The sequence below is a fragment of the Streptomyces sp. NBC_00704 genome (genome assembly GCF_036226605.1).
Classification (GTDB): domain Bacteria; phylum Actinomycetota; class Actinomycetes; order Streptomycetales; family Streptomycetaceae; genus Streptomyces.
On sequence record NZ_CP109000.1, the window covers coordinates 7,586,289 to 7,609,941 of the forward strand.

Below are 23,653 nucleotides of genomic sequence, written 5' to 3' on the forward strand. Positions count from 1 at the left end.
TCCTGGTCGTGAGGCAGACTTCGGGACGTGATCAGCACATCCGCCCGCCTGCTGCGCCTGGTCTCGCTGCTGTCCTCCCGGCCGTCCTGGACCTGCGGCGAACTGGCCGACCGGATGGACGTCACCGACCGCACCGTCCGCCGGGACATCGCGAGGCTGCGCGAACTCGGCTACGGCGTCGAGTCCGATCCCGGCCCCTGGGGCGGCTACCGGCTCCGGGGCGGCACCCGGGTGCCACCGCTCATCCTCGACGAGGAGGAGGCGCTCGCCGTGGCCGTCGCCCTGCGCGAGGCCGCGCTCAGCGGCGTCCTCGGCAGCGACCAGGCCGCCCTGTCGGCGCTGCTGAAACTCCGGCAGTCCCTTCCGCCCCGGGTCGCGGACCGGCTCGCCGGCATGGACGCCGCGTTCGTCCACACCCCGAGGTCCGACGCGCCGCAGATCACGTCCGGCATGCTGCTGGACCTGGCCACAGCCTGCCGCCAGGGAGAACGCGCCCGCCTCTCGTACCGCGACCGCGAAGGCAAGGCCAGCGTCAGGGACGTCGACCCGCATCGCCTCGTGCACACCGGGCGCCGCTGGTACTTCGTGGCCCGGGACGTCACGCGCGGCGAGTGGCGCACGTTCCGCGCCGACCGGGTCACGCAGATACGGTCGACCGGACGTCCCGCGGAACTCCACGACCCGCCCGACCCGGCGCTCCTCGTCTCACGGGGCATCGCCACCGGCGCGTACCCGCTGTACGTGACGGCCCGTCTTGCCGTCCCCATGAGCCGGGCGCTGAAGCTCGTACCGCCCACCGTCGGCACCCACCGCCCGGACGGCCCCGACGCCACCGTCGTGGAGGTCGGCGGCCCCGACGCGGACGGCCTCGCCGCCTACCTGCTCAGCCTGGCCACACCCCTACAGGTACTGTCCCCCGACGAAGTGAGACACGCCCTGCTACGCCGCACCCGCCACCTACTCGAAACCAACGAGGACGGCCGCCCCGCGCGCGAGTGACACCGGAACGCCCGGCCGAGCCAAAGCGGGCCTGCCGTGCCCTGCTAGAATCCTGGCTGTCACGTGAGCCTTCTCGGGGCGGGTTGCGATCCGCTCGAGGAGGCTTTTTTCATGCCCGGAGACTGCGTCGCCCGGTATGCCGTCGGCCCGTTTCGGGGTCCTCGACCCGTCGCGTCACCGGACGGCGGCGCGCCCCGTCGGTCTCGCGTTCCCAGCCACCCGGAGGAGATCCATGTCCCTGCGTCCACCTGTCAACGCCGCATCAGCAGCCGGTACTTGGCGACTGGGTGATCTGACCGTCAACCGGGTCGGACTCGGCGCGATGCGTCTGACCGGCACCGAGCCCTTCAGTCGTGGCGTGCAGCGTGACCGCCAGCAGTCGATCGCCCTGCTCCGCCGGGCGGTCGAACTCGGCGTCGACCACATCGACACCGCCGCGTACTACTTCTCCTCGACCCGCTCCGCCAACGAGCTGATCAACCGGGCTCTGGCCCCGTACCCGGATGACCTCGTCATCGCCACCAAGGTGTGGCCGAGCCGCGACCCGTCGGGCGCGTGGTGGTGGGCGACGCCGGAGCAGTTGCGCGGCCAGGTCGAGGAGAACCTCCGCCAACTCGGACGCGATCACCTGGACGTGGTGAACCTGCGGGTACCCCCGAGCCTGCGGGACGGTTCGATCGCCGAGCACTTCGGCGCGCTGGCCGAGCTGCGCGACGCCGGACTGATCCGCCACCTCGGCGTCTCCAACGTGACGTCGGAGCAACTGACCGAGGCCCGGACCATCGCCCCGGTCGTCTGTGTGCAGAACCCCTACGGGATCGGCGCACCGAGCGAGGACCAGGCGCTCCTGCGGCGCTGCGGCGAACTGGGCATCGCCTTCGTCCCGTTCTTCGCGATCGCCGGTCCCGGTCGTGAGGCGGGCCCGGCCGCCGAGGACGGCGACGCCGTGCGCGACGTCGCCCGCGCACACGGCGTCTCCGTCGCACAGGTCCGGCTGGCATGGACCCTGCGGCAGGGACCGCACGTACTGGCGATCCCCGGAACCGGCGATCCAGGTCACCTCGAGCAGAACATCGCCGCCGGCGCGATACGGCTCTCGGAGGAGGAGTCGGCACGTCTCACCTCGGCGGGTGGAGAAGTTCGAGGGGGCATGGGTAACTCCCCGGGCCAACGAGCGGACTGACGATCCCTCACGGCGAGAGTGGTGGCCGCGGGGTCACAGTGATGGCCGTAGGTGAGTGACGGGGTCGGGGAGTCCGCCTGGGGCAGAGGGAACTCTCGGCCCAGTAAGCCGCGTTCCTCATGCGTCCTGCGGATACCAGCGCAGCTCCACGGTGTTGCCGTCCGGGTCCGCCACGTAGAGGGAGACCGCGGTGCCCCGCGCGCCGAAACGCTCGCCGGGACCGTCCAGCACCGTGAAGTCCCCGGTGTCGACGACCTGTTGCCAGTCGAGCGGCTCGACCACCAGGCAGATGTGGTCGACATTGGAGTGCCGCGGCCGCTCGGCGGGACCCTGCACGAGGTCGATGATGGTGGTGGCGCTCACCCGCACGGACGGAAAGGGCGCCTTGCCCGCCCGCCATTCCTCGACCCGCACAGGTTGCAGACCCAGCGGGCCGGTGTAGAAGGCCAGCGAACGCTCGATGTCGGCGACGCTGAGGACGAGATGGTCGAAGTCGATCACGCGCATGGATGTCTCCCAGGGGTCGGGGCGCCGGAACGCCGGGGCGCCGGTGGTGGTGCGAGGGGCGGGCGACGGCGCCTGCGGGCGCCGCCCGCACAACGGCCGGTCGGCGGTCGGTCGACCGCCGGCCTGCGGCTGGTCGGCCGTCGGCCAGCGGCTGGTCTGCGGCCTGCGTGGCCGTGCCCCCGTCGTGATCATCGCCGAGCCGGTGTCGGCTTGACAACGGCGTTCCTTCGAACGGCTCGGTCTTCCCAGGAGGCGTCCGGAACGCCGAGCCCGAGCCCTCGGAGCATCAACGCGTGCGCCACGGGTACTCCGACCGCGCATCGATACCGTCCACCACTGTCCATCACCGTCCATCACATTCCACGCGTCGGGGAGAGCCATGACGACACGACCGAGCGAGACCGACCAGGGCAACCGCTTCTGCAAGGCGTGCGGAACGCCGGCCGAGGACGGGAGGCTGTGCAGCCACTGCGGCGCCGTCCTCGAACTCCCCGAGGAGGCGGGTCTCGTCGAGGACGAGGGGGCAGCGGTACGGCGCGACTTCGAAGGCCGTACGGATCAGCGGCGGTAGTGGTGCGTAAACGCCGGACGGAACTCCTCGGCTTAACCGCGTGCGCGGGGGTACACGGTCGCCATGGCACCGAAGACTGATCACCCGGTTTCCCTGCGGGCCGTGCGGCAGCTGCGCCGGATCCGCGCCTTCTACGCCGCGGGCGTCCTCTTGTGGACGGTCGTAGCGATCTGGACGAGCCGGACTCATCCCGCCAGCCGGCAGATGTGGGTCTCCGTGCTCCTCGTCGCGGTCTTCGCGGGCCTGCTGGCGACGGCCTCCGTGTGGCTGCAGCGTCTCCGGGCCGCCGTGGCGGACAGGCCGGCGCACCGCGGCGCGCGGCGGCACGCGGTCGCCCCGCGTCACGCCAACGCCTGAGCCCGAGTCCGAGTCCGAGCCCGAGCCCGAGTTCGAGCCCCGTCCCGAGGCCGAGGGGCGGGGCGTGGGCTCGGCCGTCCGTCAGAGGCAGTCGTAAGTCACGCTGGTGACCACCGTGCGGTTGACGGGGGACATCAGGTGCAGTTCGGCACGGGCCGCGTAACGGCCCCTGCCCTGGAAGGTCCACAGCAGGTGCAGGCGCGCTTGCTTCCGGCCGCGGACCAGCACTTCCCGCAGGACGCCCGAGGCCGTGCCGTCGCTGCGGGTCCAGCGGTACGACAGCGTTCCCGGACGGCCGTTCGTCGTGACGAGTCCGACGATGTCCGCGGTGCCGTCGCATGGCAGAGCCGCGGGGCGGGCGGTGACCCGTACCGTGCCCACGGTGAGCGGCGGTCCGAGGCGCTGCCAGGCGAGCAGCGCGATGACGCAGACCAGGACGACGGCGGGCAGGGCGTGTCTGCGCAGACGCCGCGTCCGATGCGGGGGTGCGGGAGCCGGCGGCGGCGCGTGCAGGGTTCTGTCGGTCCGCCGGGCGACGGCCGCGGTCACGCCCGGTCCGAACCGCAGTACGGTGCCGTCGGCCCGATCCGGTGCGTCGGCCGGCGCGGCGGTCATGGCGCCCGTCGCCCGCGTACTCGCCGGTACCTGTTCCAGCTCCTGTGTCTGCGTGTGCGTCTGCGTCTGTGTCGGTGTCGTCGGTCCCGGAGGTTGAGTGGCGGGCGGTTCCACGAGGGTGGCGTCCGGTTCGCAGGGCCGCTGGATCCAGTGACTGGCCAGCACGGTGGCGCTGTACTCGGCGTTGTCGGGGCCGGGTTCGGCGTGGCGGGCCGTCTGTACGTCGGCGGGAGCGGACGGGCGGGTGGGCTCGTGGTTCCCGGCCGGGGCGGGGAAGTGGTCGTCGGGCGCGCTCATCGGATCTCACACCGTCTGGTCAGAAGCTGCTGCGAGGCGCCGCCGTCGGCGGAGGCGGGGCTGGTGGCGGCGCGGACCGTCCAGTAGCAGCCGGTGCCCCGGAAGGTGTGGTCGACGGTGAGGGTGTACTGGGTGGCGCCGCTCCGCCGGAAGGTCTGGGACGCACCGTCCGGGGCGCCGGACCCCCTGCCGGTGTCGCCGGTGAACCACGAGAGGGTGAGGGAGAGCGGGCCGGTGCCGTCCGCCGTGACGGTGACGGTCGTCGTGGCGGTCGTCGATCCGGTCTGCCGGAAGTCGGTGATCGCGACGTCCTTGACGGCGGGCGCGGCCGGCGGGCTCGGGGCGGCCGTCGTCGGCGTCGGCTCGGCGGTGGTCCCGCCGGACGCCGTCGTGTCCGCGGAGGGAGAACCTGAGGCGGACGCGGAGGGCTCGTCCGCTCCGGCGGACGCCGTGCCGGAGGCGGTCATGCCGGGGGACGCGCTCGACGACGAGGCCGGCGACGGGGACGGTGACGCGGTGGACGTCGGGGAAGCGGAGGAAAGGGCCGACGGAGTGGGGGCGGCGGGGCCACCCGGTCCGGCGACCGGCTGGGCACGCGTGGTGGCCAGGGCCTGGGCCGCCTGCTGCGGGTCGGCCTGCGGTGCGTGCCGCAGGTTGTAGGACAGCAGGACGCCCAGGAGCACGGCCGCGCCGGACACGAGCATCCCCGTCCGCCCCGGCAGCCACGACCGCGCCGGGCCGCGGGCCGGCGCCTGGCGCAGCACCGTTCGCGCGGTGTCCGTGGTGGTCCGCGGGGCGCCGCGGGCCGACGGCAGCAGCAGCGGCGCCAGCGCCACCAGCGCGGCGAGCCGGCCGCGGCCGCGTTCCTCCCAGTCGGACCCGTACGCGGCGCCGGCGACGGCCTCCAGTTCCGCGACGAAGGCCTCGGCGTGCGCGGGCCGTCGCGCCGGGTCCTTGGCGAGGCCGCGCAGCACCAGGTCCCGCACCGGCTCGGGGGCCCGGTCGGCGGGGATCGGCGCGTCGACGTGCTGGAGGGCGAGTTCGGCGAGGTTGTCGCCCGAGTAGGGCCGGTGGCTGGTCAGACACTCGAAGAAGGTGGCCGTGGCCGCGTACACGTCGGCGGCGGGAGAGGCGGGCGCGCCGGTCCACTGCTCCGGAGCCATGTAGGACGGGGTTCCCGCCGCACCGCCGCCGGCGCCGGCGTCCACCGCGATCCCGAAGTCGACGAGCCTGGACGATCCGTCCGGCTCGACGAGGACGTTCTCCGGCTTGTAGTCCCGGTGGACGACGCCCACGCGGTGCGCGTCGGCGAGTCCGAGGAGCGATCCCTTGAGGACGACGAGGGCGGCCTCGGGATCGAGCGGAGCCGACCTGGTCAGCAGGGTGCGCAGCGAGACGCCTTCCACCAGCTCCATCACGATGGCGGCGCCGTCCGGGCTCTCGACGTACTCGTACAACGCGGCGACGTGCGCGCTCTCCAGCCCGCCGAGCAGCCGCGCCTCCGCCCGGAACCCGCGCACGAAGCCCGGCCGGGTGCGCAGGGACTCGCTGAGGTACTTGACCGCGACCGGGACGCCGGTGTCCCGGTGCACGGCCATGACGACCCGCCCGCTCGCCCCGGCCCCGAGTTCCACCGACTCCGTGTAGCCGGGCACTGCCCATGTGTCCATCGCGTCCCCCAAGGCGGCCCGGCGGCCCCGGTTTCTCCCTCCGGGCATCGGGTCACGCGAGCAGAGACACATTTTCGGCCACCGCGGTTGCGGGACGGGCGCCCCGTTCCCCGCCGCCCCCGCGGCGACCGGCGGCGCATGCGGGTCCGGCGCTGCCGTGACGTGCATGATGAAGGCATGACCGACCGCGACGACTTCCTGGCGTGGATCAGGACCGACCTGCACGAGGCGGAGCTGGCGCTGCACAACGGCGACGCGGGCCCGCGCCGGGCACTCTGGTCGCGCGAGGAGCCGGTGAGCGTCCTGGGCGCGTGGCGCAGCGCCTGGGGCCGACGGGAACTCGACGCCCTCTTCACCGGCCTCGCGAAGAGCTTCTCCGACTGTTCGTCGTTCGTCTTCGACCTGGAGGCCTGCGACGTCCGCGGAGACATGGCCTACACCGCCGGCCTGGAGCACACCTCCGTCCTCGTCGACGGAGCACCGCGCTCGTACACCCTGCGGACCACCCAGGTGTACCGCCGTGAGGACGGCGCATGGCGGGTGGTCCACCGGCATGCCGACACCGTGACGGGGTGAGGCCGCGGCCGCCCGCGTCCTGGGTACTTGCACGCGCTGGGCGCGGTCCGAGGTGCGGGGTGCGGCATGCCGGGGTGCGGGATCAACGGGTGGTGAGGTCGCGGACGAAGACGGGCTTGAGGTGCTTCTCGGGCAGTGTGGTGGGGAGGTCCTCCCAGTCCGGGTGCGAGACGACCCGGGCGGGGTCGACGGCGCCCGGGTCGGCGAGGGGGAGGGCGTCGGGGATGTGGGCGCGGACGTTGTCACGGGCGATGCGCAGGGTGACGCCGGTGAGGTACAGGTCGACCAGCGGCAGCTCGCCGGGCCGGAAGTGGCCGTCGCCCTGCTCCGCGTGGAGCCGGAGGCGGACACCTGGACGGCCGAGCCGCCCGGGTAGCTGAGCTCGTTGAGCGGAGCCCGTTCAGAGCCCGCCGGACGCCTCGCCAGAGCGCATCCGGAGCCCGGCCGGAGCCCGTAAAGAGCGCGCCGGAGCCCGTTCGGAGTCGTTGTGATGGCGGGTGCGGGGAGCGGCCCGCAGGCTGGTGCCCGGACATGCTCGCGCCGCCGAGTCCGGGGCGGCCGCCGATTTCGGAGGACCGTGTGACCGCATCGTCGCCCTCGAACGACAAGCCCCCGGCCCGGTACGACGACCTGCGGGCCCTGGTGATCAACTGCACGCTGAAGCGCTCGCCCGAGACGAGCAACACCCAGGGACTGATCGACCGCAGCGCCGCCGTCATGGGCGGTGAAGGGGTGCGCGTGGACGTGGTGAGGGCGGTCGACCACGACATCGCGACCGGCGTGTGGCCCGACATGAGGGAGCACGGCTGGGAGACGGACGCCTGGCCGGACCTGTACCGGCAGGTCATGGCGGCCGACATCCTCGTACTGGCCGGCCCGATCTGGCTGGGCGACAACAGTTCCGTGATGAAGCGGGTGATCGAACGCCTCTACGCCTGCTCCAGCCTGCTCAACGACGCCGGCCAGTACGCCTACTACGGCCGTGTCGGCGGCTGTCTGATCACCGGGAACGAGGACGGCGTCAAGCACTGCGCCATGAACGTCCTCTACAGCCTGCAGCACCTGGGGTACACCATCCCTCCCCAGGCGGACGCCGGCTGGATCGGCGAGGCGGGGCCCGGCCCCTCCTACCTCGACCCCGGTTCGGGCGGCCCGGAGAACGAGTTCACCAACCGCAACACCACGTTCATGACCTGGAACCTGCTGCACATGGCGCGGGCGCTGAAGGACCTGGGCGGCATTCCGGCGTACGGCAACCAGCGCACCGCCTGGGACGCGGGCTGCCGCCACGATCACGCCAACCCCGAGCACCGGTAGTCCGTCGGCGGCCCGGTCAGATCCCGCCCGTGTCGAGCAACCGGTTCGGGGTGTCGGCGCGCACGCCGTGCAGGACGCCGCGGGTGGCCGTGTGGTCGAGCCAGACGTGCACCTGCTGCACCGTGGCGTGCGGGTGGGCAGACAGGTACAGCGCGACCACACCGGTCGCGTGCGGCGCGGCCCAGGACGTCGCGCCGCCGTCCTCCGTGGCGGTGCCCCCGCCGGCGAGAGCGGCGGTCACCTTCTGGCCGGGGGCGTACAGGTCCACGCACCGCCCGTACCCCGACCCGTAGGAGCCACTGTCGTTCCACGGCCGGTCGTTCGGCGTGGAGGCCGCCACGACGATGGTGCCGGGGACCCCGGCGGGGGAGTGCTTGCAGGCGTCGTCGTGGAAGTTGCCCGCCGAGACCACCGTCGTGATCCCCGCGTCGACCATCTTCTTCACGGCGGACTCCAGGGCCGCCGACCGGTGGTCCAGGTTGAGCGACATGTTCACCACGGCCGGCTTCTGCGCGTGCGCCGTGACCCACTTGACCGACTTCACCACGGCGGCCTCGGCCGCGGCGGGGGTGCCGCCGCCGTCACTTTCGCACAGGACGCCCTGGACGCGGACGAGTTCGGCCTTGGGCGCCACCCCGTACTTCGCTCCGCCGATGACGCCCGCGACGAACGTGCCGTGGCCGATGCCGTCCTCGCTGAAGCAGTCGCCGGAGTCCTTCGCGCCCACGAAGTCGGCGCCGAGCCGGGCGCGTCCGCCGAACTCCTTGTGGCCGACGTCCATCCCGGTGTCGATCACATAGACGTGCACGCCCTTGCCCGTGGCCGTGGTGGTGAGCTTCCCGTTCAGCGGCCGCGACCGCTGATCCAGGATGTCCAGGTTCCACGGCACGTGGCGGGTGAGGGGGAGGGCGGCGATCCGCGTCACCCCGGACGGCCGCCCCAGGACGGTGGAGGAGCCGGGCGCCGTGTCGGACGACAGCCCGTCCCCGGCGGGCGTCGCGGACGACCCCTCGCCGTGCACGGCCGGCTTCTTCCCGTGCGCGGGCGGAGTCCCGCCGTCTCCGGCCGCCGGGCCGGCCTTCCCGCCGCAGGCCGAGGCCCCGAGCACCGTCATCACGGTCATCACCATGAGACCGGCCTTCGTCGCGTTACGCGTCACGATGTCCCCCATGTCCCTGCTTCGCACACAGTCAGTGCACAAGACGGCCACGGCGGACGAACGGTTCCGGCCACTGTGCGCCGTGGCTCCGGCGCGGAATCCGCGCCGCTCGGCGGAGCAGGGGAGGGGCGCCGTCCGTCGGGCCCGTCCGTCGGGTTCGGCCGTCGGGCCCGGCCCGTGCGGGACGACTACCGCTGCGCGGCGTGGCCGGCGAACGCCCCGGCCAGCGCGGCGGCGGCCGCCGTGAGATCGGCGCGGACCCTCTCCTCGTGCGCCGGCAGGTCCCGCTCCCTGCCGACGACCGACAGCGCGGCCCTGATACGCCCGTCGCCGTCGCGAACCGGCACGGCGTACTCGGTGACACCGTGCTCGAACTCCGCGCGCGCCACCACGACGCCGCCCGGGCGGTCGCGGTCGTTGGCGGCGACGAGTTCCTCCGCGCTGCGGGCCGCGTCGGGCCCGCCGACGCCGATCAGCTCGTAGCCGTCGAGGAGGACGGCGATCTCCTCGGCGGTGTGGTCCAGAAGCAGGGCGCGTCCGGCCCCTGTGCACCAGCACGGCGTGACGAGGCTCGCCCGCCCCTGCCACTCCTGGCCGAGACCCGCGGCCGACTCGGCGCGCAGAAGCCGGACCTGGACGCCGTCGCGTACCGAGAGCCGGGCCCCCGCGCCGTACGCGACGGCCATACGGCGCAGGAGCGGGCGGCTGCCGCTCAGCAGGCCGGGGTGCAGGGAAGCGGCCGTGGCGAAGAACGCGCCGCCGGCCCGCAGCGTGGAGTCGTCGCCGCGTTCGAGGAACCCTCTGTCGCACAGGTCCTGCGTGGTGCGGGACGCCTTGCTGCGTTCGACGCCGACCTCGTCGGCGAGCCTGCTGACATTGAAGCCGGTGCGGCCGGAGGCCTCCCGGTCCAGCACGGCGTCGACCATGCGCAGGGCTATGCGCAGCGAGGACGCCGTTCCCCGGGGCGCCGGTCCGGGAGAGGGGCCGTCCGTCGTCACGTCCGCACTATAGGCGAGCCGCTCCTCACCGGCCCGGCACGGCTTCGACAACACGACAACACGACGGCACCGACGGCACCGACGGCACCGACGGCGCCGACGCCATCGGCGCCACGGCGGCATGGGAGGCCTGGGCGGTACGGGAGGCCCGGACGGTCTCCGCGACACCGCACGGCCCGTGCCGGGTCCCCGGCTTCGTTCAGCCGCCGGGGTGCAGGGCGAAGACGCGGGCGGGAAATCCCGAACCGCCCTGCGGCTTGGGCCAGGTGGCGACGATCAGCGCACCCGCCTCCGGCACCTTGTCGAGGTTGGTCATCAGCTCGATCTGCCAGCGGTCCCGCCGCAGGACGTAGTCCTCCAGCCCGAAGTCGCCCGCAGAGGTGGCCAGTCCGGGATCGGTGTCGGTCTGCTCATGACCGATGGCGGTGACGCCGGCCTCTTCGAAGAGGTACCGCAGGACCTCGGCCGACCAGCCCGGACAGTGGCTCACGCCCGCCTCGTCCCTGTTCGCCATGGCGGCCGGATCCGGCCAGCGCCGGCTCCAGCCGGTGCGCAGTGCGACGAACGCCCCCGCCGGGATCCGGCCGTTCCGGTCCTCCCAGGCCGCCACGTCCTCCAGGGTGGGCACGGCGTCCGGGTCCGTGGCGACGCGCTCGGCGATGTCGAGGACGACGAGCGGAAGGATCATCTCGTCGACGGGTATCTCGTCCAGCGTGCGGGCGCCGGCGACGAAGTGGACGGGCGGATCGACATGCGTCCCCCACTGGCCGACGATCGTGTACCGGTGCACGGTGAAGCCGTCGCCGCGGGACATGTCGAAGGGCGTCTCGCGCCGCTCGTCGGGAAAGGCGGGAAAGTGCGGCTGCCCGGGATGGAAGGCATGGGTGAGGTCGGTGCGCACCGTGCGACCCGTCAGCTCCCGGTGCAGGGCCCACAGCGGCGGCTCGGCGGTGCCGGTGCCGGTGGCGGAGGCCGTGGAGGCGGTGTTCGGCGTCATGCGCGCTCGTCCTCTTCGTGGGTGGAGTTTTTCAGATTCGTCGGTTCGGATGTGCTCGGTGCTCGGTGCTCGGTGCTCGGCGCTTGGGGGCGCGAAGGCCGCGGGCGGCTGATCAGACCCGGGAGACGAGTTCCAGCGGTGCGGAGAGTTCGATCACCGGAATCTCCCACGGGTGCGCGTCGGCGAGACGGGCGAGGACCTGCGTGAGGGCGTCGTCGTCCACTGCGGCGTCGACGTATGTGGTGACGGCGAGCGTCGGCGAGAGGACTCGGCTCCCCACCGAGCCGAGCGAGGGCCGGGCGCCCGGCCGGACGGTGAACCCCTCCGCGCCGAGGGACACCTCGAAGACGTCGTCGTAGAGGCCGAAGTCGCCCAGTCCGGGCGAGGTCTCGAGGACCCGCAGGAGTGCCGCGAAGGACGGGTCCGCGCGCAGCGCGTCGAGGTCGCCGCTCGCGCAGGAGGCGAGGGTCGTCTCCGCGACCGGCCAGTACACCTTGATCGTCCGGACGGCCCGGCGCCGGACGGCCGCTCCGGCGGGCGCGCGGCCCTCACCGGCGGCTGTCGGCTTGATCGTCGTCGTGGCCATGCGCGGTCATCCCTCGGCGGTCGGCGGCTGGTGCGTCCCAGTATGCTAGGCGTGCATCAAATGCACGGCAAGATGCAAATACCGCACGATGGGGCTGAGCGCGGTCTTGCACCCGACCCTGGCCCCGACCCACCCCCGGCACGGCGGAGGCGCGCATGGACTCAAGCGTGACGAAGGGACTGGACGCCCTCTCGGCGCTCGCTCACGGCACCGCCGACGGCCGGCCTGGGCCCACCGCCGCGTCCGTCGCGGAGCTGGCCCGCCGGCTCGGACGCGACCGCAGTCAGCTGTCCCGCACGCTCAAGGCCATGGCGGAAGAGGAATTCGTCGCCCGTGACGACGTCTCCGGCGACGTCGCCCCGCACTGGCGGCTGTACGCGGCCGCCCGCGACCTCACCGGGCACAGGCTCCGCACGGACGGGCTCACCGCCCTGGAGGGCATGGTGGCCGAGACCGGCGAGAGCTGCTACCTCGGAGTCCTGGCCGGCGACACCACCGTGACGATCGCCGAACGCCTGCCCTCCGGCAGCCGGCAGCTGGGCTCGTGGATCGGCCGTCCGTACCCGGCCTACTGCAGCGACTGCGGCCAGGCCCTGCTCAGCGACGCCGACGACGACGAAGTGGCCGCCGTCTTCGCGCGGACGGAGTTCCGGCGGCACGGCCCCAACACGCCGACCGACGTGCCCGACTTCCTGCGCCGCCTGGAGGTGACCCGCCGGCGCGGCTACTCGATCGTCGACGAGGAGGCCGAGCCCGGGCTGTACTCCGTCGCCGTGCCGGTCCGGGACTTCACCGGTGAGGTCGTGGCGGCGGTCCAGGTCGTCGGACCGAGGCGTCGCCTGGAACCCCGGACGGCGGAGTGCGCGGCGGCCGCCCTCCGCTGGGGCGCCCGCCTGGAAGCGGCCCTTCGCGGCACCTGAACAGCCGCCTGGAGTACCGAAGTTGCCGTGGACGTCCGAAGTCTCCGGAAGCCTCTGGACACTGATCTCGGAGGTGCCGGAGGTATCGGAGGTGCCGGAGGCGTCCAGTGGCGTCGAGAGGCTTGACGGTGTCGAGGGCCGTCGTTAACTTTCGTGATATCCGCAATCTTGGACACTGTTCAGCATGTCGAACATCCGACGGTGCTCTCCGGCCCGTCGGCGCACACTGCGCGCGACATCGGCGGCCCTCCCGAAGCGAATCCGGCACGTATGGAGCACTCCGCCTTGGTGGGAGCGCTCCCAGGCGGCTCGGCGGGGGCGCATGGCGATCAACAGCCTTGAGGAGGACGGATCATGACGTACCGTCGGAACGAGTCCGTGAACGAGGATCAGCGACCGCCGAGCCGCAGAACCGTCCTGGCGACGATGGGAGCCCTGCCGGTCCTCACGGCGGCGACATCCGTAGCCGGGACGTCGACCGCCTCCGCCACGGCGGCCTCCGCGACGGCGGCCGGTCCGGCGACGGCCGCCGCCACCGTGGTCGTCGACGCGGCGGCGCGGCGGCAGACGATCCGGGGTTTCGGCGGCATGAGCCACTCGGCCTGGATCGGCGATCTCACGGCGGCCCAGCGGGACACGGCGTTCGGCGTGGGCGACGGCCGTCTCGGGTTGTCGCTGCTGAGGATCCCCGTCCCCGAGGACCGGTCCGCCTGGAGCCGGGACCTCGCGACGGCGAAACGCGCCGTCGAACTCGGCGCGACGGTCATCGCGTCACCGTGGAACCCGCCCTCGTCGATGGTCGAGACGTTCGTCCGCGGCAGCCAGACCAACGCGCGCCGGCTGCGGTACTCCATGTACGGCGCCTACGCCCAGCACCTCAACGATTTCACCGCGTTCCTGCGCGGCAACGGCGTCAATCTGTACGGCATTTCGGTGCAGAACGAGCCCGACTTCGCACAGGACTGGACATGGTGGACCCCCGCGGAGATGGTCCGGTTCCTGCGTGAGAACGCCGGCTCGATCAGCACCAGGGTCATCGCGCCCGAGTCCTTCCAGTACCTGAAGAACATGTCGGACCCGATCCTCAACGACCCGGTGGCCCTCGCCAACGTGGACGTCATCGGCGCCCACCTCTACGGCACCCCGTTCGGGAACTTCCCCTACCCGCTCTTCAAGCAGAAGGGTGCGGGCAAGGAACTCTGGATGACCGAGGTGTACTACCCGAACAGCACGGATTCGGCCGACCTGTGGCCGCAGGCGCTCGACGTGGGGGAGCACATGCACCGCGCGATGGTGGACGCCGAGTTCCAGGCGTACATCTGGTGGTACATCCGGCGCAGTTACGGTCCGCTGCGCGAGGACGGCCGTATCAGCAAGCGCGGCGCCTGCATGGCCCATTTCGCCAGGTTCGTCCGACCGGGATCCGTCCGCGTCGAGGCGACGGCGAAGCCGGCGTCGGACGTCTATGTGTCGGCGTACCGGAACGGCAACGCGACGGTCGTGGTCGCCGTCAACAAGGGCGCCTCCGCGGTGAGTCAGCCGTTCACCCTGGCGAACGCCGGTGCCGCCGGCGTGTCCTCGTGGCTCACCGACGCGAGCAGGAGCGTCGCCTCACAGGGCGCCAGAAGCATCGCGAACAACACGTTCACCGCAACCCTCCCCGCGCGCAGCATGACGACGTTCGTGACCAACTGACCCGGGGTCCGACCGCACACCGGCTCCCGCGGACCGGCGCGAGCCCCGTCGGGGCGTCACAGGACGAGGGGCGTCACAGGAGGAAGGGCAGATTCACGATCAGCGCGATGTACGCGATGCAGCCGAGGACGATGAGGAGGGTGGACACGGCGATGTGGACGTGACGCCACGGCAGGGCTATTCCGGGGAACCGCTTCCTCAGCAGGGGCCAGGTGAGGAAGCCGTGGTCCTGGAAGGAAAGTCCCAGGCCCTGCCACAGCCGGTGGAGCCCGTCCGCGTCCCAGAGCCGGGGATCGACGAGCACGGGCTTGTGAGACCGCGACGTGATGACGATCCGGCTGTTGTGCGAACCGTCGAAGGGCGCCTTGATCGTGTGCACCCCCGTCACGGAGGACACCGGCGCGTGGAGCACCCTGCGGTTCCACCGGTCCCTCACCGTGAGGACCCCGTCCTCCAGGCGGATCCCGGCGTTGGCCCAGCGCAGCCCGTTCAGCAACACCATGCAGAGCAGCGGGAACAGGACCGCCAGGAGCCCGACCACCAGCCCCGTCGGTCCCGATCCCGCCGACGTGCCGCGTCCCCTGGCCATCATCAGACCCATCCGCAGCGCACCGATGGCGATGAGGGGCGACCCCTTGATCAGCAGCGACCGGCTGGGCCCGTTGTCGGGCCTGACCGCCACCCAGGGGAGGTCCTCCTCGTCCGCCGGTTCGGTGGACAGGGGTTCGCCCGACGGCCGCATCGTCATACGTGTCTCCTTCACTGCCCAGGCGCACGCACGCTCCCCCGTGCCGAGCGGTCGGGAGGCGCGAGCGAAGACGCACGGCCACGGTCCCGCAACCGGGGACCGTCGGACATCGGGGGAACTACGTAATCCGCGGGCCATCCGATCCGTTCGGCGCGCGGCGCCACGGTGCTTCCGTCAAGGGGGCGCGGACGGGCGCGAGTTCGGCTGCGGTGCTCGCGACGCCGCGGAGTCGAGCACGCAGGCGTGGATCAGCCCCGTCGCGGTGTCGCGTGATCATCCGCGGAGGGCGCATGCCAGTCGTCCGCCGAGAGCAGCGGCCGGTTCAGATATCCGGACGAGGAAAGGGTCACGTCCGGTGCTGTGCCGTGTAGACGGTCGCGGTCATCGCCGCCGTCACGGCGCCGGGTCCCAGGCTCTCCGTCATGCTCCGGACGACGGCAGACCTGACGGCCGGTGCGTCCTGGTGCGCCTCCAGGGCGGCGCTGACCGGTGTGCCGGTGAGGAATCCGGTGGCGACGGAGGCGGCCGACTCCCCGACGCCGCAGAGGGTGACGTCCTCGACGGCGGCCAGGTCCAGCCCCGCGGCCGCGAGATCGGAGGCGACCTGTGCCCGGTCCGTGTATCCGTGCGGCACGTCCCTGAGGAACGCCGGCGCGGCACCGGGCACGGCCTGCTCCAGGGCGTCCTGGAAGGCGGCTCCGAACCCGTGCGCGGCCAGTGGGCCCCAGCTGTTGAACAGGAAGCGTCCCTGCGGGGCCAGAACCCTGCGCACTTCGCCGTAGGCCGCGGGCCGGTCGGGGAAGAACATCACCCCGAACTGGCACACCACGAGATCGAAGCTTCCGTCCGCGAACGGCAGCCTCTGCGCGTCCGCCTGCCGCCACGCGGCGCGCGGCTCGCGTGCCGAGCCGGCGGCGACCATCGCTTCGTTGAGGTCACTGGCGACGACCGATGCCGTCGGTACCGCGGTGAGCAGGGCGGAGGTCAGCGCTCCGGTACCCGCGGCGAGCTCCAGGACCGTTCTGGGCCGCAGGACCGCCGCCCTGGCGGCCAGGTCGGCGGCGAAGGGGCGGAAGAGAGCCGGCACGAGGTGGCGCTCGTACGCCTCGGGCATGGACCGGGTCCACCGTCGGCTCGCGTCGTCTGCGTTCACGCCTCGGACATTAGTCCTGGAGAGCCCGCGACGGCAGACGGGGACGGCAGACGGGGACGGCAGACGGAGGACGGCAGAGGGAGGACGGCGTTCGGCAGACGGGATGGGGACGGGGCAGCCCGGCATTCGGTACACGGCAGCGGCGCACGGCAGACGGCGGCAGTGGGCGACGGCGCAGCCCGGGCTCGGCCTGTGTCTGCTCACCCTCGCCCCGCTGCCGGGCCGGCGCGATACTGGCGTCGTGGGCGGAAGCGAACGGCAGACCGGCCGGCGTCTGGAGCGAGCGATCCTCGAACTGCTCGAACGTCGCGGTCCCGCCAAGACGATCTGTCCCTCCGACGCGGCGCGGGCGGTGTACGAGGGGGACGACGACGGCTGGCGGGACCTGATGGAACCCGCCCGCCTCGCGGCTCGCCGACTGGTCACGGCCGGCGAGGTCGAGATCACCCGGGCCGGGCGCCCGGTCGAGCCCGACGCGGTACGCGGCCCGATCAGGATCCGCCGGGCCCGCTGAGGCCGCCGCCGCGGGTCCACCGAGCCCCGGGGCCCGAGCCCGCTGAAGTGCGCCGAGTCCGCGCTGTCGGACCACACGACCCCGGTTGCGGACGGCCCGCCCCCGCCCCCGATCCCGTCCCCGTCCCTGGCGGCCCCGGTAGACCTCCCGCGCAGGCCGCGGCCGCGGCCTGCGCGAGAGGACCGGGCCGCCGGTGGCTCAGGCGGAGTGGCGGTGGTGGATCGGCTTGTCCGAGCCGGTCAGCGGCAGGCCGGTGCCGCCCCGGCGGGCGGCGACGATCTCCGCGGTGATCGACAGCGCGGTCTCCTCCGGGGTGCGCCCGCCGAGGTCCAGCCCGATGGGCGACCGCAGCCGCGCCAGCTCGTGCTCCCGCAGCCCGATGTCGCGCAGCCGCCGCTGCCGGTCGGCGTGGGTGCGCCGGGAGCCCATGGCGCCGACGAACGCCACCGGCAGCCGCAGCGCGACCTCCAGCAGCGGGACGTCGAACTTGGCGTCGTGGGTGAGCACGCACACCACGGTGCGCGGGTCCGTGCGGGTGCTCCGCAGGTAGCGGTGCGGCCAGTCGACGACGACCTCGTCGGCCTCGGGGAAACGCTCCGGGGTGGTGAAGACGGGCCGGGCGTCGCACACGGTGACGTGATAGCCGAGGAACTTGCCGGCGCGGACCAGGGCGGCCGCGAAGTCGACGGCCCCGAACACGATCATCCGGGGCGGCGGCACGCTCGGCTCGACGAGCAGGGTGAGGCCGCCGGGGCAGTGCGAACCGTCCGGCGACAGCTCGACCGTGCCGGTGCGGCCCGTGTCCAGCGCGGCCAGGCCGTGTGCGGCGGCGGCGCGGTCGAGGTCCTCGTGTCCGCCGAGCGCGCCCTCGCGGACGCCGTCGGCGTGCACGAGCAGCGCGGCGCCGAGCAGGGCCGCGGGACCGCGGACGACCCTGACGAGCGCCACCGGTTCGCCTCGTGCCGTGCTCTCCAGGGCGGACCGCAGCAGCGTGCCGACCGGACCGTCCGACGTGACCGGGGTGACCAGGACGTCGAGGACCCCGCCGCAGGTGAGCCCCACGGCGAAGGCGTCCTCGTCGCTGTAGCCGAAGCGTTCGAGCAGGCTGTCGCCGGTCTCCAGCGCCTGCGCGCACAGGTCGTAGACGGCGGCCTCGACGCAGCCGCCGGACACCGACCCGATGACGGTTCCCCGCTCGTCGACGGCGAGGGCGGCGCCGGGGCCGCGGGGCGCGCTGCCGCCGACCGACACGACGGTCGCGACGGCGGCCCCCCGGCCCTCGGCCAGCCAGTCGCCCAGCTGGGTCGCGAGGTCAAGCATCCGGACCGCCCGCCAGGACGCGGTCGGGTCGGATGGGCAGACTGCGGTGGCGGACACCGGTCGCGTGCCACACGGCGTTCGCGACGGCGGCCGCCGCGCCGACGACGCCGATCTCGCCGATCCCCTTGATGCCGACGGGGTCCTCCGGGTCGTCGTCCGCCACCCAGTGCGCCTCGACGCGCGGAACGTCGGCGTGCGTGGCCACGTGGTAGCCGGCGAGATCCGCTCCGACGGGCCCGCCGGAGGCCGCGTCGCGGGCGGCCTCCTCGTGCAGGGCCATGGAGATGCCCCAGATCATCCCGCCGGTCAACTGGCCGCGCGCCGTGAGGGGGTTGACGATGCGCCCCGCCGCGAACACGCCGAGCATGCGCCGTACCCGGACCTCGCCGGTGCCGGTGTCGACGGCGACCTCGGCGAACTGCGCGCCGAAGGAGTGCCGTTCCTTCTGGGCGAGTGCGGCGATCGCCGCGGTGGTGTCGGAGCGTGCGGTGACGCCCTCGGCCGGGATCACGGCGCCCGGCACGAGCCGCTCACGCAGTTCGCCCGCGGCGGCCATGACGGCCCACGCCCACGACCGGGTGCCCATGGAGCCGCCCGCGATCATCGCGGGCCCGAACGCGCTGTCTCCCAGGCGCACGTGCACGCGTTCCACCGGGACGTCCAGGGCGTCCGCGGCCACCAGCGTGAGGGCGGTCCGTGCCCCGGTGCCGATGTCGGCCGCCGAGATCCGCACGGTGAAGCGGCCGTCCGGCTCGGCGGTGATCGCGGCGGTGGACGGCGCGGCGCCCGCGCCGAAGGAGGCCGCCGCGGTGCCGGTGCCGAGGAGCCAGCGTCCCTCGCGCCGCACTCCGGGCCGCGGGTCGCGCCGGTCCCAGCCGAAGCGGCGGGCGCCCTCCTCGAAGCAGGCGCGCAGATTGCGTCCGGCGAAGGGCAGGCCGGAGACCGGACCGAGCTCCGGATCGTTGCGCAGCCGCAGCTCGACCGGGTCGACACCGCACGCGTGGGCGAGTTCGTCGAGCGCGGCCTCCAGCGCGAAGGAGCCCGGCGCCTCGCCCGGCGCGCGCATCCAGGTGGGGGTGGGCACGTCGAGGGGCACGACCCGGTTCTCCGTGCGGTGCGCGGCGGCGTCGTACATCACCCGGGCCACGCCGGCGCTCGCCTCGACGAACTCGAACACGGTGGAGGTGCGGCTGAGCGAGCGGTGGTCCAGGGCGCGCAGCCGTCCGTCGGCGTCCGCGCCGAGCCTGACCCGCTGGATGGTGGGGCTGCGGTGCCCGGCCAGCGTGAACATCTGACGGCGCGTCATCACCACGCGGACCGGTCGCCCGGTGACCTTGGACGCCATCACGGCGGCCACCTGGTGGGCGCGCACGCCCTTGCTGCCGAAACCGCCCCCGACGTGCTCCGAACGCACCCGCACCGCCGCGGGATCGAGCCCGAAGAGGTTCGAGAGTTCCGAGACGACCCAGGTGGCGCCCTGGTTGGAGTCGACCACCTCCAGCCGGTCGCCCTCCCAGCGGGCGGTGGCCGCATGGGGCTCCATGGGGTGGTGGTGTTCCTCCGGAGTGGTGTACGTGGCGTCCACGACGACGGCGGACGCGGCGAGTTCGGCCGCGAGGTCGCCCTTGTCCGTCAGGGCGGGCATATGGCCGTCCGACGGGTGGGCGCCGGGGTGGTCCTCGGTGAACGCGACGTCGTGCGGGTCCTGTTCGTAGTGGACGACCAGCGACTCGGCGGCCTCGCGGGCCTGTTCGGACGTCTCGGCGACCACCAGCGCCACCGGCCAGCCGAGATGGGGCACCCGGTCGTTCTGGAAGACCGCGCACGTCGGGTCCGGGCCGGTGCCCAGCATGCCCACGTAGTCGGTCTTCAGCGGCGGGGCGTTGCGATGGTCAAGCACGCACAGGACGCCGGGCATCGCGAGGACGGCGTCCGCCTCGATGTCACGGATCCGGCCGCGCGCCACGGTGGACGACGCCAGCCAGCCGTGGGCCAGTCCGTCGAAGGGCACCTCGCCCGCGTAGCGGGCCGCGCCGGTGACCTTGTCCCGGCCTTCGACGCGGACGTGACCGGTGCCGACGGCGCGGGCGGGGGCGAGGGGGGCCTCGGCCGTCATCGGGCGGCCTCCTCGGCGAGTTCGCTCAGCACGGCCACGGTCAGGTTGCGCATCAGGGTCACCTTGAATCCGTTCTGCGACAGCGGCCGGGCCGCCGCCAGTTCGGCGTCCGCGGCGGCCGCGAACGACTCCGCGTCCGCGGACGCCCCGGTGAGGATCCGCTCGGCCGCGCGGGCCCGCCAGGGCCGGGACGCCACCGCGCCGAAGGCCAGGCGTACGTCCCGGACGACGCCGTCGTGGACGTCGAGCGCGGCGGCGACCGAGCCGACGGCGAAGGCGTAGGAGGCGCGCTCGCGCACCTTCCGGTAGCGGGAACGAGCGGCGACCGGTGCCGCCGGCAGGGTGACGCCGGTGATCAGCGCGCCCGCCGGCAGGGCCGTCTCGCGGTGCGGGGTGTCGGAGACCGGGAGGTAGAACCAGCCGAGGGGCAGTTCGCCCGGGCCCTGGGCGCTCTCGTAGTGCACCACGCCGTCGAGGGCGGCGAGCGCGACGGCCATGTCCGACGGGTGCACGGCCACGCAGTGCGCGGAAGCGCCGAGAACGGCGTGGTTGCGGTTCTCGCCCCTGACGGCGGGACAGCCGCTGCCGGGGGCCCGCTTGTTGCAGGGGGAGGTGACGTCGGTGAAGTAGGCGCAGCGGGTGCGCTGGAGCAGGTTGCCGCCGACGGTGGCCATGTTGCGCAGCTGGCCGGAGGCGCCGGCGAGCACCGCCTGCGCCAGAGCGGGGTAGCGGGTGCGGATCAGGGGATGGGCGGCGAGGTCGCTGTTGGTGACGGTGGCTCCGATGCGCACTCCGCCGTCCGCTGTCGCCTCCACGCGGTCCAGCGGCAGGTCGCGTACGTCGACCAGTCGCCCGGGACGTTCGACGCCGTTCTTCATCAGGTCGACGAGGTTGGTGCCGCCGCCGAGGTAGCGGGCGTCCGGGTCGGAGTCGAGCAGGGCGACGGCGCCCGCGACGTCGGGAGCCTTGCGGTAGTCGAACTCCTTCATGCGGCAGGCTCCTTGGTCTGCGGTCCGGCGTCCGTGCCCGCCGGGGGACCGGCTTGCGCGGCGCCGGCGACGGCCTCGACGATCGACGTGTAGGCGGCGCAGCGGCACAGGTTGCCGCTCATGCGTTCACGGATCTCGTCCGCGGTCAGAGGCGGCGGCCCGGCCGCGGGCCGTACGTCCGCCGTGACGGCGCTCGGCCAGCCGGCGGCGTGCTCGGCGAGCACGCCGATCGCCGAACAGATCTGCCCGGGCGTGCAGTAGCCGCACTGATAGCCGTCGAGTTCGAGGAACGCCTGCTGCACCGGGTGCAGCCGGTCGCCGTCCGCGACGCCCTCGATGGTGGTGATCTCGCGCCCTTCGGCCGCGACGGCGAACTGCAGACAGGCCACGGTCCTGCGGCCGTCGACCAGAACCGTGCAGGCTCCGCACTGCCCCTGGTCGCAGCCCTTCTTCGTGCCGGTGAGGTCGAGTCGTTCGCGCAGGGCGTCGAGCAGGGTGGTGCGGTGGTCGACGGGCAGCGTGTGCTGCTCGCCGTTGATGTGCAGGGTGATGACGCTGGACGTCGGTAAGGCCATGAGAGCTTCTTTCGCGCTTTCGGGAAGCCGGGCGGCGCCCGCCGGCGCCCGGCGGACGCCGACTGCGCCGAGGAGTGGGTGACGGGGTGGACGCGCGGGTCGGCACTGAGGTCGCGCGGACCGCCGCTCGTGGTCCGGCCGGGGCTATCGTTGTCCTCGAACCGGACAATCGTCCGCTGCCGACAAACGTAACGGACAGCTGTCCGCTTATCAAGGGTGTACATCCCGCACGCCCCGAGGAGAGCCGAGTGCAGCACGAGGACAACGCGAAGCTGCGCTCGGACGCACAACGCAACCGCGAGCGCATCCTCGAAGTCGCCCTGGCCGAGCTGACGGTGTGCCCCGACGCGCCGCTCAGCGCGATCGCCAGGAAGGCGGGCGTGGGACAGGGGACCTTCTACCGCAACTTCCCCCACCGCGAGGCGCTCGTCCTGGAGATCTACCGCCACGAGATGCGGCAGGTCGCCGACAGCGCGGCCCAGCTGCTCGACGAGCTGCCGCCGGACCGGGCCCTGCGCGCCTGGATGGACCGGCTGGCCGAGTTCGCCATGACCAAGGCCGGGCTCGCCGACGCGATGCGCCTCGCCGCCGGCCGGCGGGGCGGCCTGGCGAAACCGGCGCACACCCCCGTCACCGACGCGGCCGATGCCCTCCTGCGCGCCAACGACGCCGTGGGCTCCATCCGGCCGGGCATGACCGCCGACGACCTGATCCTCGCCATCGGAGGCCTGTGGCAGCTGGGCCCCGCGGACGACTGGCGTCCACGGGCCGCCCGGCTCCTCGACCTCGTCATGGACGGGCTGCGCGCCGGGGCGCCCGGACCCGGCGGCCCGGCCGCCTGACAGGCCCCTCCGCGGCGGCCCGCCGCGAGGACCGCCCGCCTTCCGTTTTACGAGTGTTCGCCGAGCTGGAGAACGCCTCCGAGGGAGAAGCACAGCGCGCCGGTCAGGGTGCCCCAATTGGCGATGTCGGCGTTGACGAGGCTGCCGGTGGCGGGGCGGGTGTAGGCGGCGAGCGCCGAGACCATGAAGAGCACGGACCCGAGCTGGTTGACGGCCACGATCCACTCCCCGAGGCCGTGGAGCCGCAGGCGCAGCCGGCCGTGCAGGATCTCGGCGACGGCGAGGTGACCGGAGATCAGGAAGAGGACGCAGCCGATCACGTCGGGCGCCCAGACGAGCCGGTTGACCTGCTGCACCGTCAGGCCCTGCAGAAAGGAGTCCAGCAGGTCGACGGCGAAGACGAGCGTGCCCGCGAAGAGCACGAAGGCGCTCAGCCAGTCCACCCGCCCCGGCTCGTAACTCCACCACCGCCGGCGCGGGGTGACCAGCCGTCCCGCTCCGCCGGCCACGTGCCGGGGCGCGTTGACCGCCTGGAGCAGCGAGACGTACCCGCCGAGGGTGAAGAACAGACCTCCCACGAAGTAGATCGAGGCGCACTCGGTGGCGTCGCCCGAACCGAACTGGGCGACGGCGGCGCCGGCCGCGAAGAGAGCCCCGCCGACGACGAAGGCGACCGCGGCGACGGCGTTGAACCGCCGCAGCCGGGCGAGGGAAACGGCGTCCGCCCGGACGTGGTGAGCGGGCCCCGCACCGGAGGGGCGCACGGAGAGCACCCCGCGCCGGCGCGCGAGGCGCGACTCCCACACGGCGGTGCCGCCGTCGGGAAGGCGCCAGGTGAGCCGGGTGACGAACGGTCCCGCGCCCTCGGCGCGCTGCTCAGGTTGCCCCACGGGCCGAGCCTAGAACCCCGGCAGGGCCGGAACCGGGACAAAACGCCGCCCCGGCCACC

At 73.3% G+C, this 23,653-nt stretch carries 25 protein-coding genes and 1 pseudogene; 11 read left to right on the plus strand and 15 right to left on the minus strand.

The window, feature by feature from the left end; all coding sequences use genetic code 11:
• Nucleotides 1-27 precede the first annotated feature (27 nt).
• Both OG802_RS32880 and OG802_RS32885 read left to right on the plus strand, forming a co-directional pair.
• Nucleotides 28-999, plus strand: coding sequence for a helix-turn-helix transcriptional regulator (locus OG802_RS32880; RefSeq protein WP_329416450.1), 972 nt, complete (start codon nt 28-30; stop codon nt 997-999).
• A gap of 232 nt (nt 1,000-1,231) precedes the next feature.
• Nucleotides 1,232-2,182, plus strand: a complete 951-nt coding sequence (locus tag OG802_RS32885; RefSeq protein WP_329416451.1) for an aldo/keto reductase — start codon at nt 1,232-1,234, stop codon at nt 2,180-2,182.
• Between the two features lie 117 nt (nt 2,183-2,299).
• Here the strand turns inward: OG802_RS32885 and OG802_RS32890 are convergent, their stop codons facing one another.
• On the minus strand, nt 2,300-2,689 hold the full coding sequence (locus OG802_RS32890) for a VOC family protein (protein WP_329416452.1): 390 nt from the start codon (nt 2,687-2,689) through the stop codon (nt 2,300-2,302).
• On the opposite strand from OG802_RS32890, the gene OG802_RS32895 reads away from it, so the two are divergent.
• The 3 genes from OG802_RS32895 to OG802_RS32905 all read left to right on the plus strand — a co-directional run bounded on the left by OG802_RS32895 (nt 2,688) and on the right by OG802_RS32905 (nt 3,617).
• Entirely contained in the window at nt 2,688-2,903 is a 216-nt protein-coding gene (locus OG802_RS32895; RefSeq protein WP_329416453.1) for a hypothetical protein, read from the plus strand. The genes OG802_RS32890 and OG802_RS32895 overlap by 2 nt on opposite strands.
• A gap of 165 nt (nt 2,904-3,068) precedes the next feature.
• Nucleotides 3,069-3,260 carry a hypothetical protein gene (locus OG802_RS32900; RefSeq protein WP_329416454.1) on the plus strand — a complete coding sequence of 64 codons (192 nt, stop codon included), beginning with the start codon at nt 3,069-3,071 and terminating at the stop codon, nt 3,258-3,260.
• Nucleotides 3,261-3,323: 63 nt separating this feature from the next.
• A complete protein-coding gene (locus OG802_RS32905) occupies nt 3,324-3,617 on the plus strand; it encodes a hypothetical protein (protein WP_329416455.1) in 294 nt (97 codons plus the stop codon).
• A gap of 81 nt (nt 3,618-3,698) precedes the next feature.
• On the opposite strand, the gene OG802_RS32910 is transcribed toward OG802_RS32905, so the two are convergent.
• Together OG802_RS32910 and OG802_RS32915 are read right to left on the minus strand one after the other, a co-directional pair.
• Nucleotides 3,699-4,529 (minus strand): hypothetical protein, encoded by an 831-nt coding sequence (locus OG802_RS32910; RefSeq protein WP_329416456.1) that lies wholly within the window; start codon nt 4,527-4,529, stop codon nt 3,699-3,701.
• Nucleotides 4,526-6,199, minus strand: a complete 1,674-nt coding sequence (locus OG802_RS32915) for a serine/threonine-protein kinase (RefSeq protein WP_329416458.1) — start codon at nt 6,197-6,199, stop codon at nt 4,526-4,528. The genes OG802_RS32910 and OG802_RS32915 overlap by 4 nt, the downstream gene beginning before the upstream one ends.
• A gap of 177 nt (nt 6,200-6,376) precedes the next feature.
• Here OG802_RS32915 and OG802_RS32920 point away from each other — a divergent pair, with 177 nt between their 5' ends.
• Nucleotides 6,377-6,775, plus strand: coding sequence for a YybH family protein (locus OG802_RS32920; RefSeq protein WP_329416460.1), 399 nt, complete (start codon nt 6,377-6,379; stop codon nt 6,773-6,775).
• Nucleotides 6,776-6,857: 82 nt separating this feature from the next.
• On the opposite strand, the pseudogene OG802_RS32925 reads toward OG802_RS32920, so the two are convergent.
• Nucleotides 6,858-7,103: pseudogene (locus OG802_RS32925) on the minus strand (zinc-dependent alcohol dehydrogenase); the annotation flags it as partial.
• Between the two features lie 251 nt (nt 7,104-7,354).
• Here OG802_RS32925 and OG802_RS32930 point away from each other — a divergent pair.
• A complete protein-coding gene (locus OG802_RS32930) occupies nt 7,355-8,092 on the plus strand; it encodes a flavodoxin family protein (RefSeq protein WP_329416461.1) in 738 nt (245 codons plus the stop codon).
• Between the two features lie 16 nt (nt 8,093-8,108).
• Here the strand turns inward: OG802_RS32930 and OG802_RS32935 are convergent, their stop codons facing one another.
• The 4 genes from OG802_RS32935 to OG802_RS32950 all read right to left on the minus strand — a co-directional run bounded on the left by OG802_RS32935 (nt 8,109) and on the right by OG802_RS32950 (nt 11,832).
• Nucleotides 8,109-9,251: a S8 family peptidase gene (locus tag OG802_RS32935; protein WP_329416462.1), complete on the minus strand. Its 1,143-nt coding sequence runs from the start codon at nt 9,249-9,251 to the stop codon at nt 8,109-8,111.
• 188 nt (nt 9,252-9,439) lie between these two features.
• Nucleotides 9,440-10,249, minus strand: a complete 810-nt coding sequence (locus OG802_RS32940; protein ID WP_329416463.1) for an IclR family transcriptional regulator domain-containing protein — start codon at nt 10,247-10,249, stop codon at nt 9,440-9,442.
• A 199-nt stretch (nt 10,250-10,448) separates the two neighbouring features.
• Nucleotides 10,449-11,246 carry a cyclase family protein gene (locus tag OG802_RS32945; protein ID WP_329416464.1) on the minus strand — a complete coding sequence of 266 codons (798 nt, stop codon included), beginning with the start codon at nt 11,244-11,246 and terminating at the stop codon, nt 10,449-10,451.
• Between the two features lie 112 nt (nt 11,247-11,358).
• Nucleotides 11,359-11,832 (minus strand): hypothetical protein, encoded by a 474-nt coding sequence (locus tag OG802_RS32950; RefSeq protein WP_329416465.1) that lies wholly within the window; start codon nt 11,830-11,832, stop codon nt 11,359-11,361.
• A gap of 167 nt (nt 11,833-11,999) precedes the next feature.
• Here OG802_RS32950 and OG802_RS32955 point away from each other — a divergent pair, with 167 nt between their 5' ends.
• Nucleotides 12,000-12,752 (plus strand): IclR family transcriptional regulator, encoded by a 753-nt coding sequence (locus OG802_RS32955; RefSeq protein ID WP_329416466.1) that lies wholly within the window; start codon nt 12,000-12,002, stop codon nt 12,750-12,752.
• Nucleotides 12,753-13,106: 354 nt separating this feature from the next.
• A complete protein-coding gene (locus OG802_RS32960) occupies nt 13,107-14,447 on the plus strand; it encodes a glycoside hydrolase family 30 beta sandwich domain-containing protein (protein WP_329416467.1) in 1,341 nt (446 codons plus the stop codon).
• A gap of 73 nt (nt 14,448-14,520) precedes the next feature.
• Here the strand turns inward: OG802_RS32960 and OG802_RS32965 are convergent, their stop codons facing one another.
• Complete coding sequence (locus OG802_RS32965) at nt 14,521-15,195, minus strand: hypothetical protein (protein WP_329416468.1); 675 nt, start codon at nt 15,193-15,195, stop codon at nt 14,521-14,523.
• 346 nt (nt 15,196-15,541) lie between these two features.
• Nucleotides 15,542-16,309: a class I SAM-dependent methyltransferase gene (locus OG802_RS32970; protein WP_329417593.1), complete on the minus strand. Its 768-nt coding sequence runs from the start codon at nt 16,307-16,309 to the stop codon at nt 15,542-15,544.
• Between the two features lie 280 nt (nt 16,310-16,589).
• Here OG802_RS32970 and OG802_RS32975 point away from each other — a divergent pair, with 280 nt between their 5' ends.
• Nucleotides 16,590-16,862 (plus strand): DUF3253 domain-containing protein, encoded by a 273-nt coding sequence (locus OG802_RS32975; protein WP_329416469.1) that lies wholly within the window; start codon nt 16,590-16,592, stop codon nt 16,860-16,862.
• A gap of 198 nt (nt 16,863-17,060) precedes the next feature.
• Here the strand turns inward: OG802_RS32975 and OG802_RS32980 are convergent, their stop codons facing one another.
• The 4 genes from OG802_RS32980 to OG802_RS32995 are packed head-to-tail and all read right to left on the minus strand — an operon-like array spanning nt 17,061 to nt 21,862.
• Nucleotides 17,061-18,182, minus strand: a complete 1,122-nt coding sequence (locus OG802_RS32980) for an XdhC family protein (RefSeq protein ID WP_329416470.1) — start codon at nt 18,180-18,182, stop codon at nt 17,061-17,063.
• Nucleotides 18,175-20,298 (minus strand): xanthine dehydrogenase family protein molybdopterin-binding subunit, encoded by a 2,124-nt coding sequence (locus OG802_RS32985; protein ID WP_329416471.1) that lies wholly within the window; start codon nt 20,296-20,298, stop codon nt 18,175-18,177. Before OG802_RS32985 ends, OG802_RS32980 begins: the two co-directional genes overlap by 8 nt.
• Nucleotides 20,295-21,287: an FAD binding domain-containing protein gene (locus OG802_RS32990; protein ID WP_329416472.1), complete on the minus strand. Its 993-nt coding sequence runs from the start codon at nt 21,285-21,287 to the stop codon at nt 20,295-20,297. The genes OG802_RS32985 and OG802_RS32990 overlap by 4 nt, the downstream gene beginning before the upstream one ends.
• The gene (locus tag OG802_RS32995; RefSeq protein WP_329416474.1) at nt 21,284-21,862 is read right to left on the minus strand and encodes a 2Fe-2S iron-sulfur cluster-binding protein; all 579 of its coding nucleotides are present in this window, start codon (nt 21,860-21,862) and stop codon (nt 21,284-21,286) included. Before OG802_RS32995 ends, OG802_RS32990 begins: the two co-directional genes overlap by 4 nt.
• Before the next feature lie 248 nt (nt 21,863-22,110).
• Between OG802_RS32995 and OG802_RS33000 the strand changes: the two genes are divergently transcribed.
• Nucleotides 22,111-22,704: a TetR/AcrR family transcriptional regulator gene (locus OG802_RS33000; protein WP_329416476.1), complete on the plus strand. Its 594-nt coding sequence runs from the start codon at nt 22,111-22,113 to the stop codon at nt 22,702-22,704.
• Nucleotides 22,705-22,751: 47 nt separating this feature from the next.
• Here OG802_RS33000 and OG802_RS33005 read toward each other — a convergent pair whose 3' ends face one another.
• Entirely contained in the window at nt 22,752-23,594 is an 843-nt protein-coding gene (locus OG802_RS33005) for a hypothetical protein (RefSeq protein ID WP_329416478.1), read from the minus strand.
• Nucleotides 23,595-23,653: the final 59 nt, after the last annotated feature.

Bases quoted from the DNA above. Each gene is read 5' to 3' on its own strand.
- OG802_RS32885 (WP_329416451.1), top strand. From the start codon at position 1,232: ATGTCCCTGCGTCCACCTGTCAACGCCGCATCAGCAGCCGGTACTTGG.
- OG802_RS32895 (WP_329416453.1), top strand. From the start codon at position 2,688: ATGGATGTCTCCCAGGGGTCGGGGCGCCGGAACGCCGGGGCGCCGGTG.
- OG802_RS32890 (WP_329416452.1), bottom strand. From the start codon at position 2,689: ATGCGCGTGATCGACTTCGACCATCTCGTCCTCAGCGTCGCCGACATC.
- OG802_RS32900 (WP_329416454.1), top strand. From the start codon at position 3,069: ATGACGACACGACCGAGCGAGACCGACCAGGGCAACCGCTTCTGCAAG.
- OG802_RS32905 (WP_329416455.1), top strand. From the start codon at position 3,324: ATGGCACCGAAGACTGATCACCCGGTTTCCCTGCGGGCCGTGCGGCAG.
- OG802_RS32910 (WP_329416456.1), bottom strand. From the start codon at position 4,529: ATGAGCGCGCCCGACGACCACTTCCCCGCCCCGGCCGGGAACCACGAG.
- OG802_RS32915 (WP_329416458.1), bottom strand. From the start codon at position 6,199: ATGGACACATGGGCAGTGCCCGGCTACACGGAGTCGGTGGAACTCGGG.
- OG802_RS32920 (WP_329416460.1), top strand. From the start codon at position 6,377: ATGACCGACCGCGACGACTTCCTGGCGTGGATCAGGACCGACCTGCAC.
- OG802_RS32945 (WP_329416464.1), bottom strand. From the start codon at position 11,246: ATGACGCCGAACACCGCCTCCACGGCCTCCGCCACCGGCACCGGCACC.
- OG802_RS32950 (WP_329416465.1), bottom strand. From the start codon at position 11,832: ATGGCCACGACGACGATCAAGCCGACAGCCGCCGGTGAGGGCCGCGCG.
- OG802_RS32960 (WP_329416467.1), top strand. From the start codon at position 13,107: ATGACGTACCGTCGGAACGAGTCCGTGAACGAGGATCAGCGACCGCCG.
- OG802_RS32965 (WP_329416468.1), bottom strand. From the start codon at position 15,195: ATGACGATGCGGCCGTCGGGCGAACCCCTGTCCACCGAACCGGCGGAC.
- OG802_RS32970 (WP_329417593.1), bottom strand. From the start codon at position 16,309: ATGCCCGAGGCGTACGAGCGCCACCTCGTGCCGGCTCTCTTCCGCCCC.
- OG802_RS32980 (WP_329416470.1), bottom strand. From the start codon at position 18,182: ATGCTTGACCTCGCGACCCAGCTGGGCGACTGGCTGGCCGAGGGCCGG.
- OG802_RS32985 (WP_329416471.1), bottom strand. From the start codon at position 20,298: ATGACGGCCGAGGCCCCCCTCGCCCCCGCCCGCGCCGTCGGCACCGGT.
- OG802_RS32990 (WP_329416472.1), bottom strand. From the start codon at position 21,287: ATGAAGGAGTTCGACTACCGCAAGGCTCCCGACGTCGCGGGCGCCGTC.
- OG802_RS32995 (WP_329416474.1), bottom strand. From the start codon at position 21,862: ATGGCCTTACCGACGTCCAGCGTCATCACCCTGCACATCAACGGCGAG.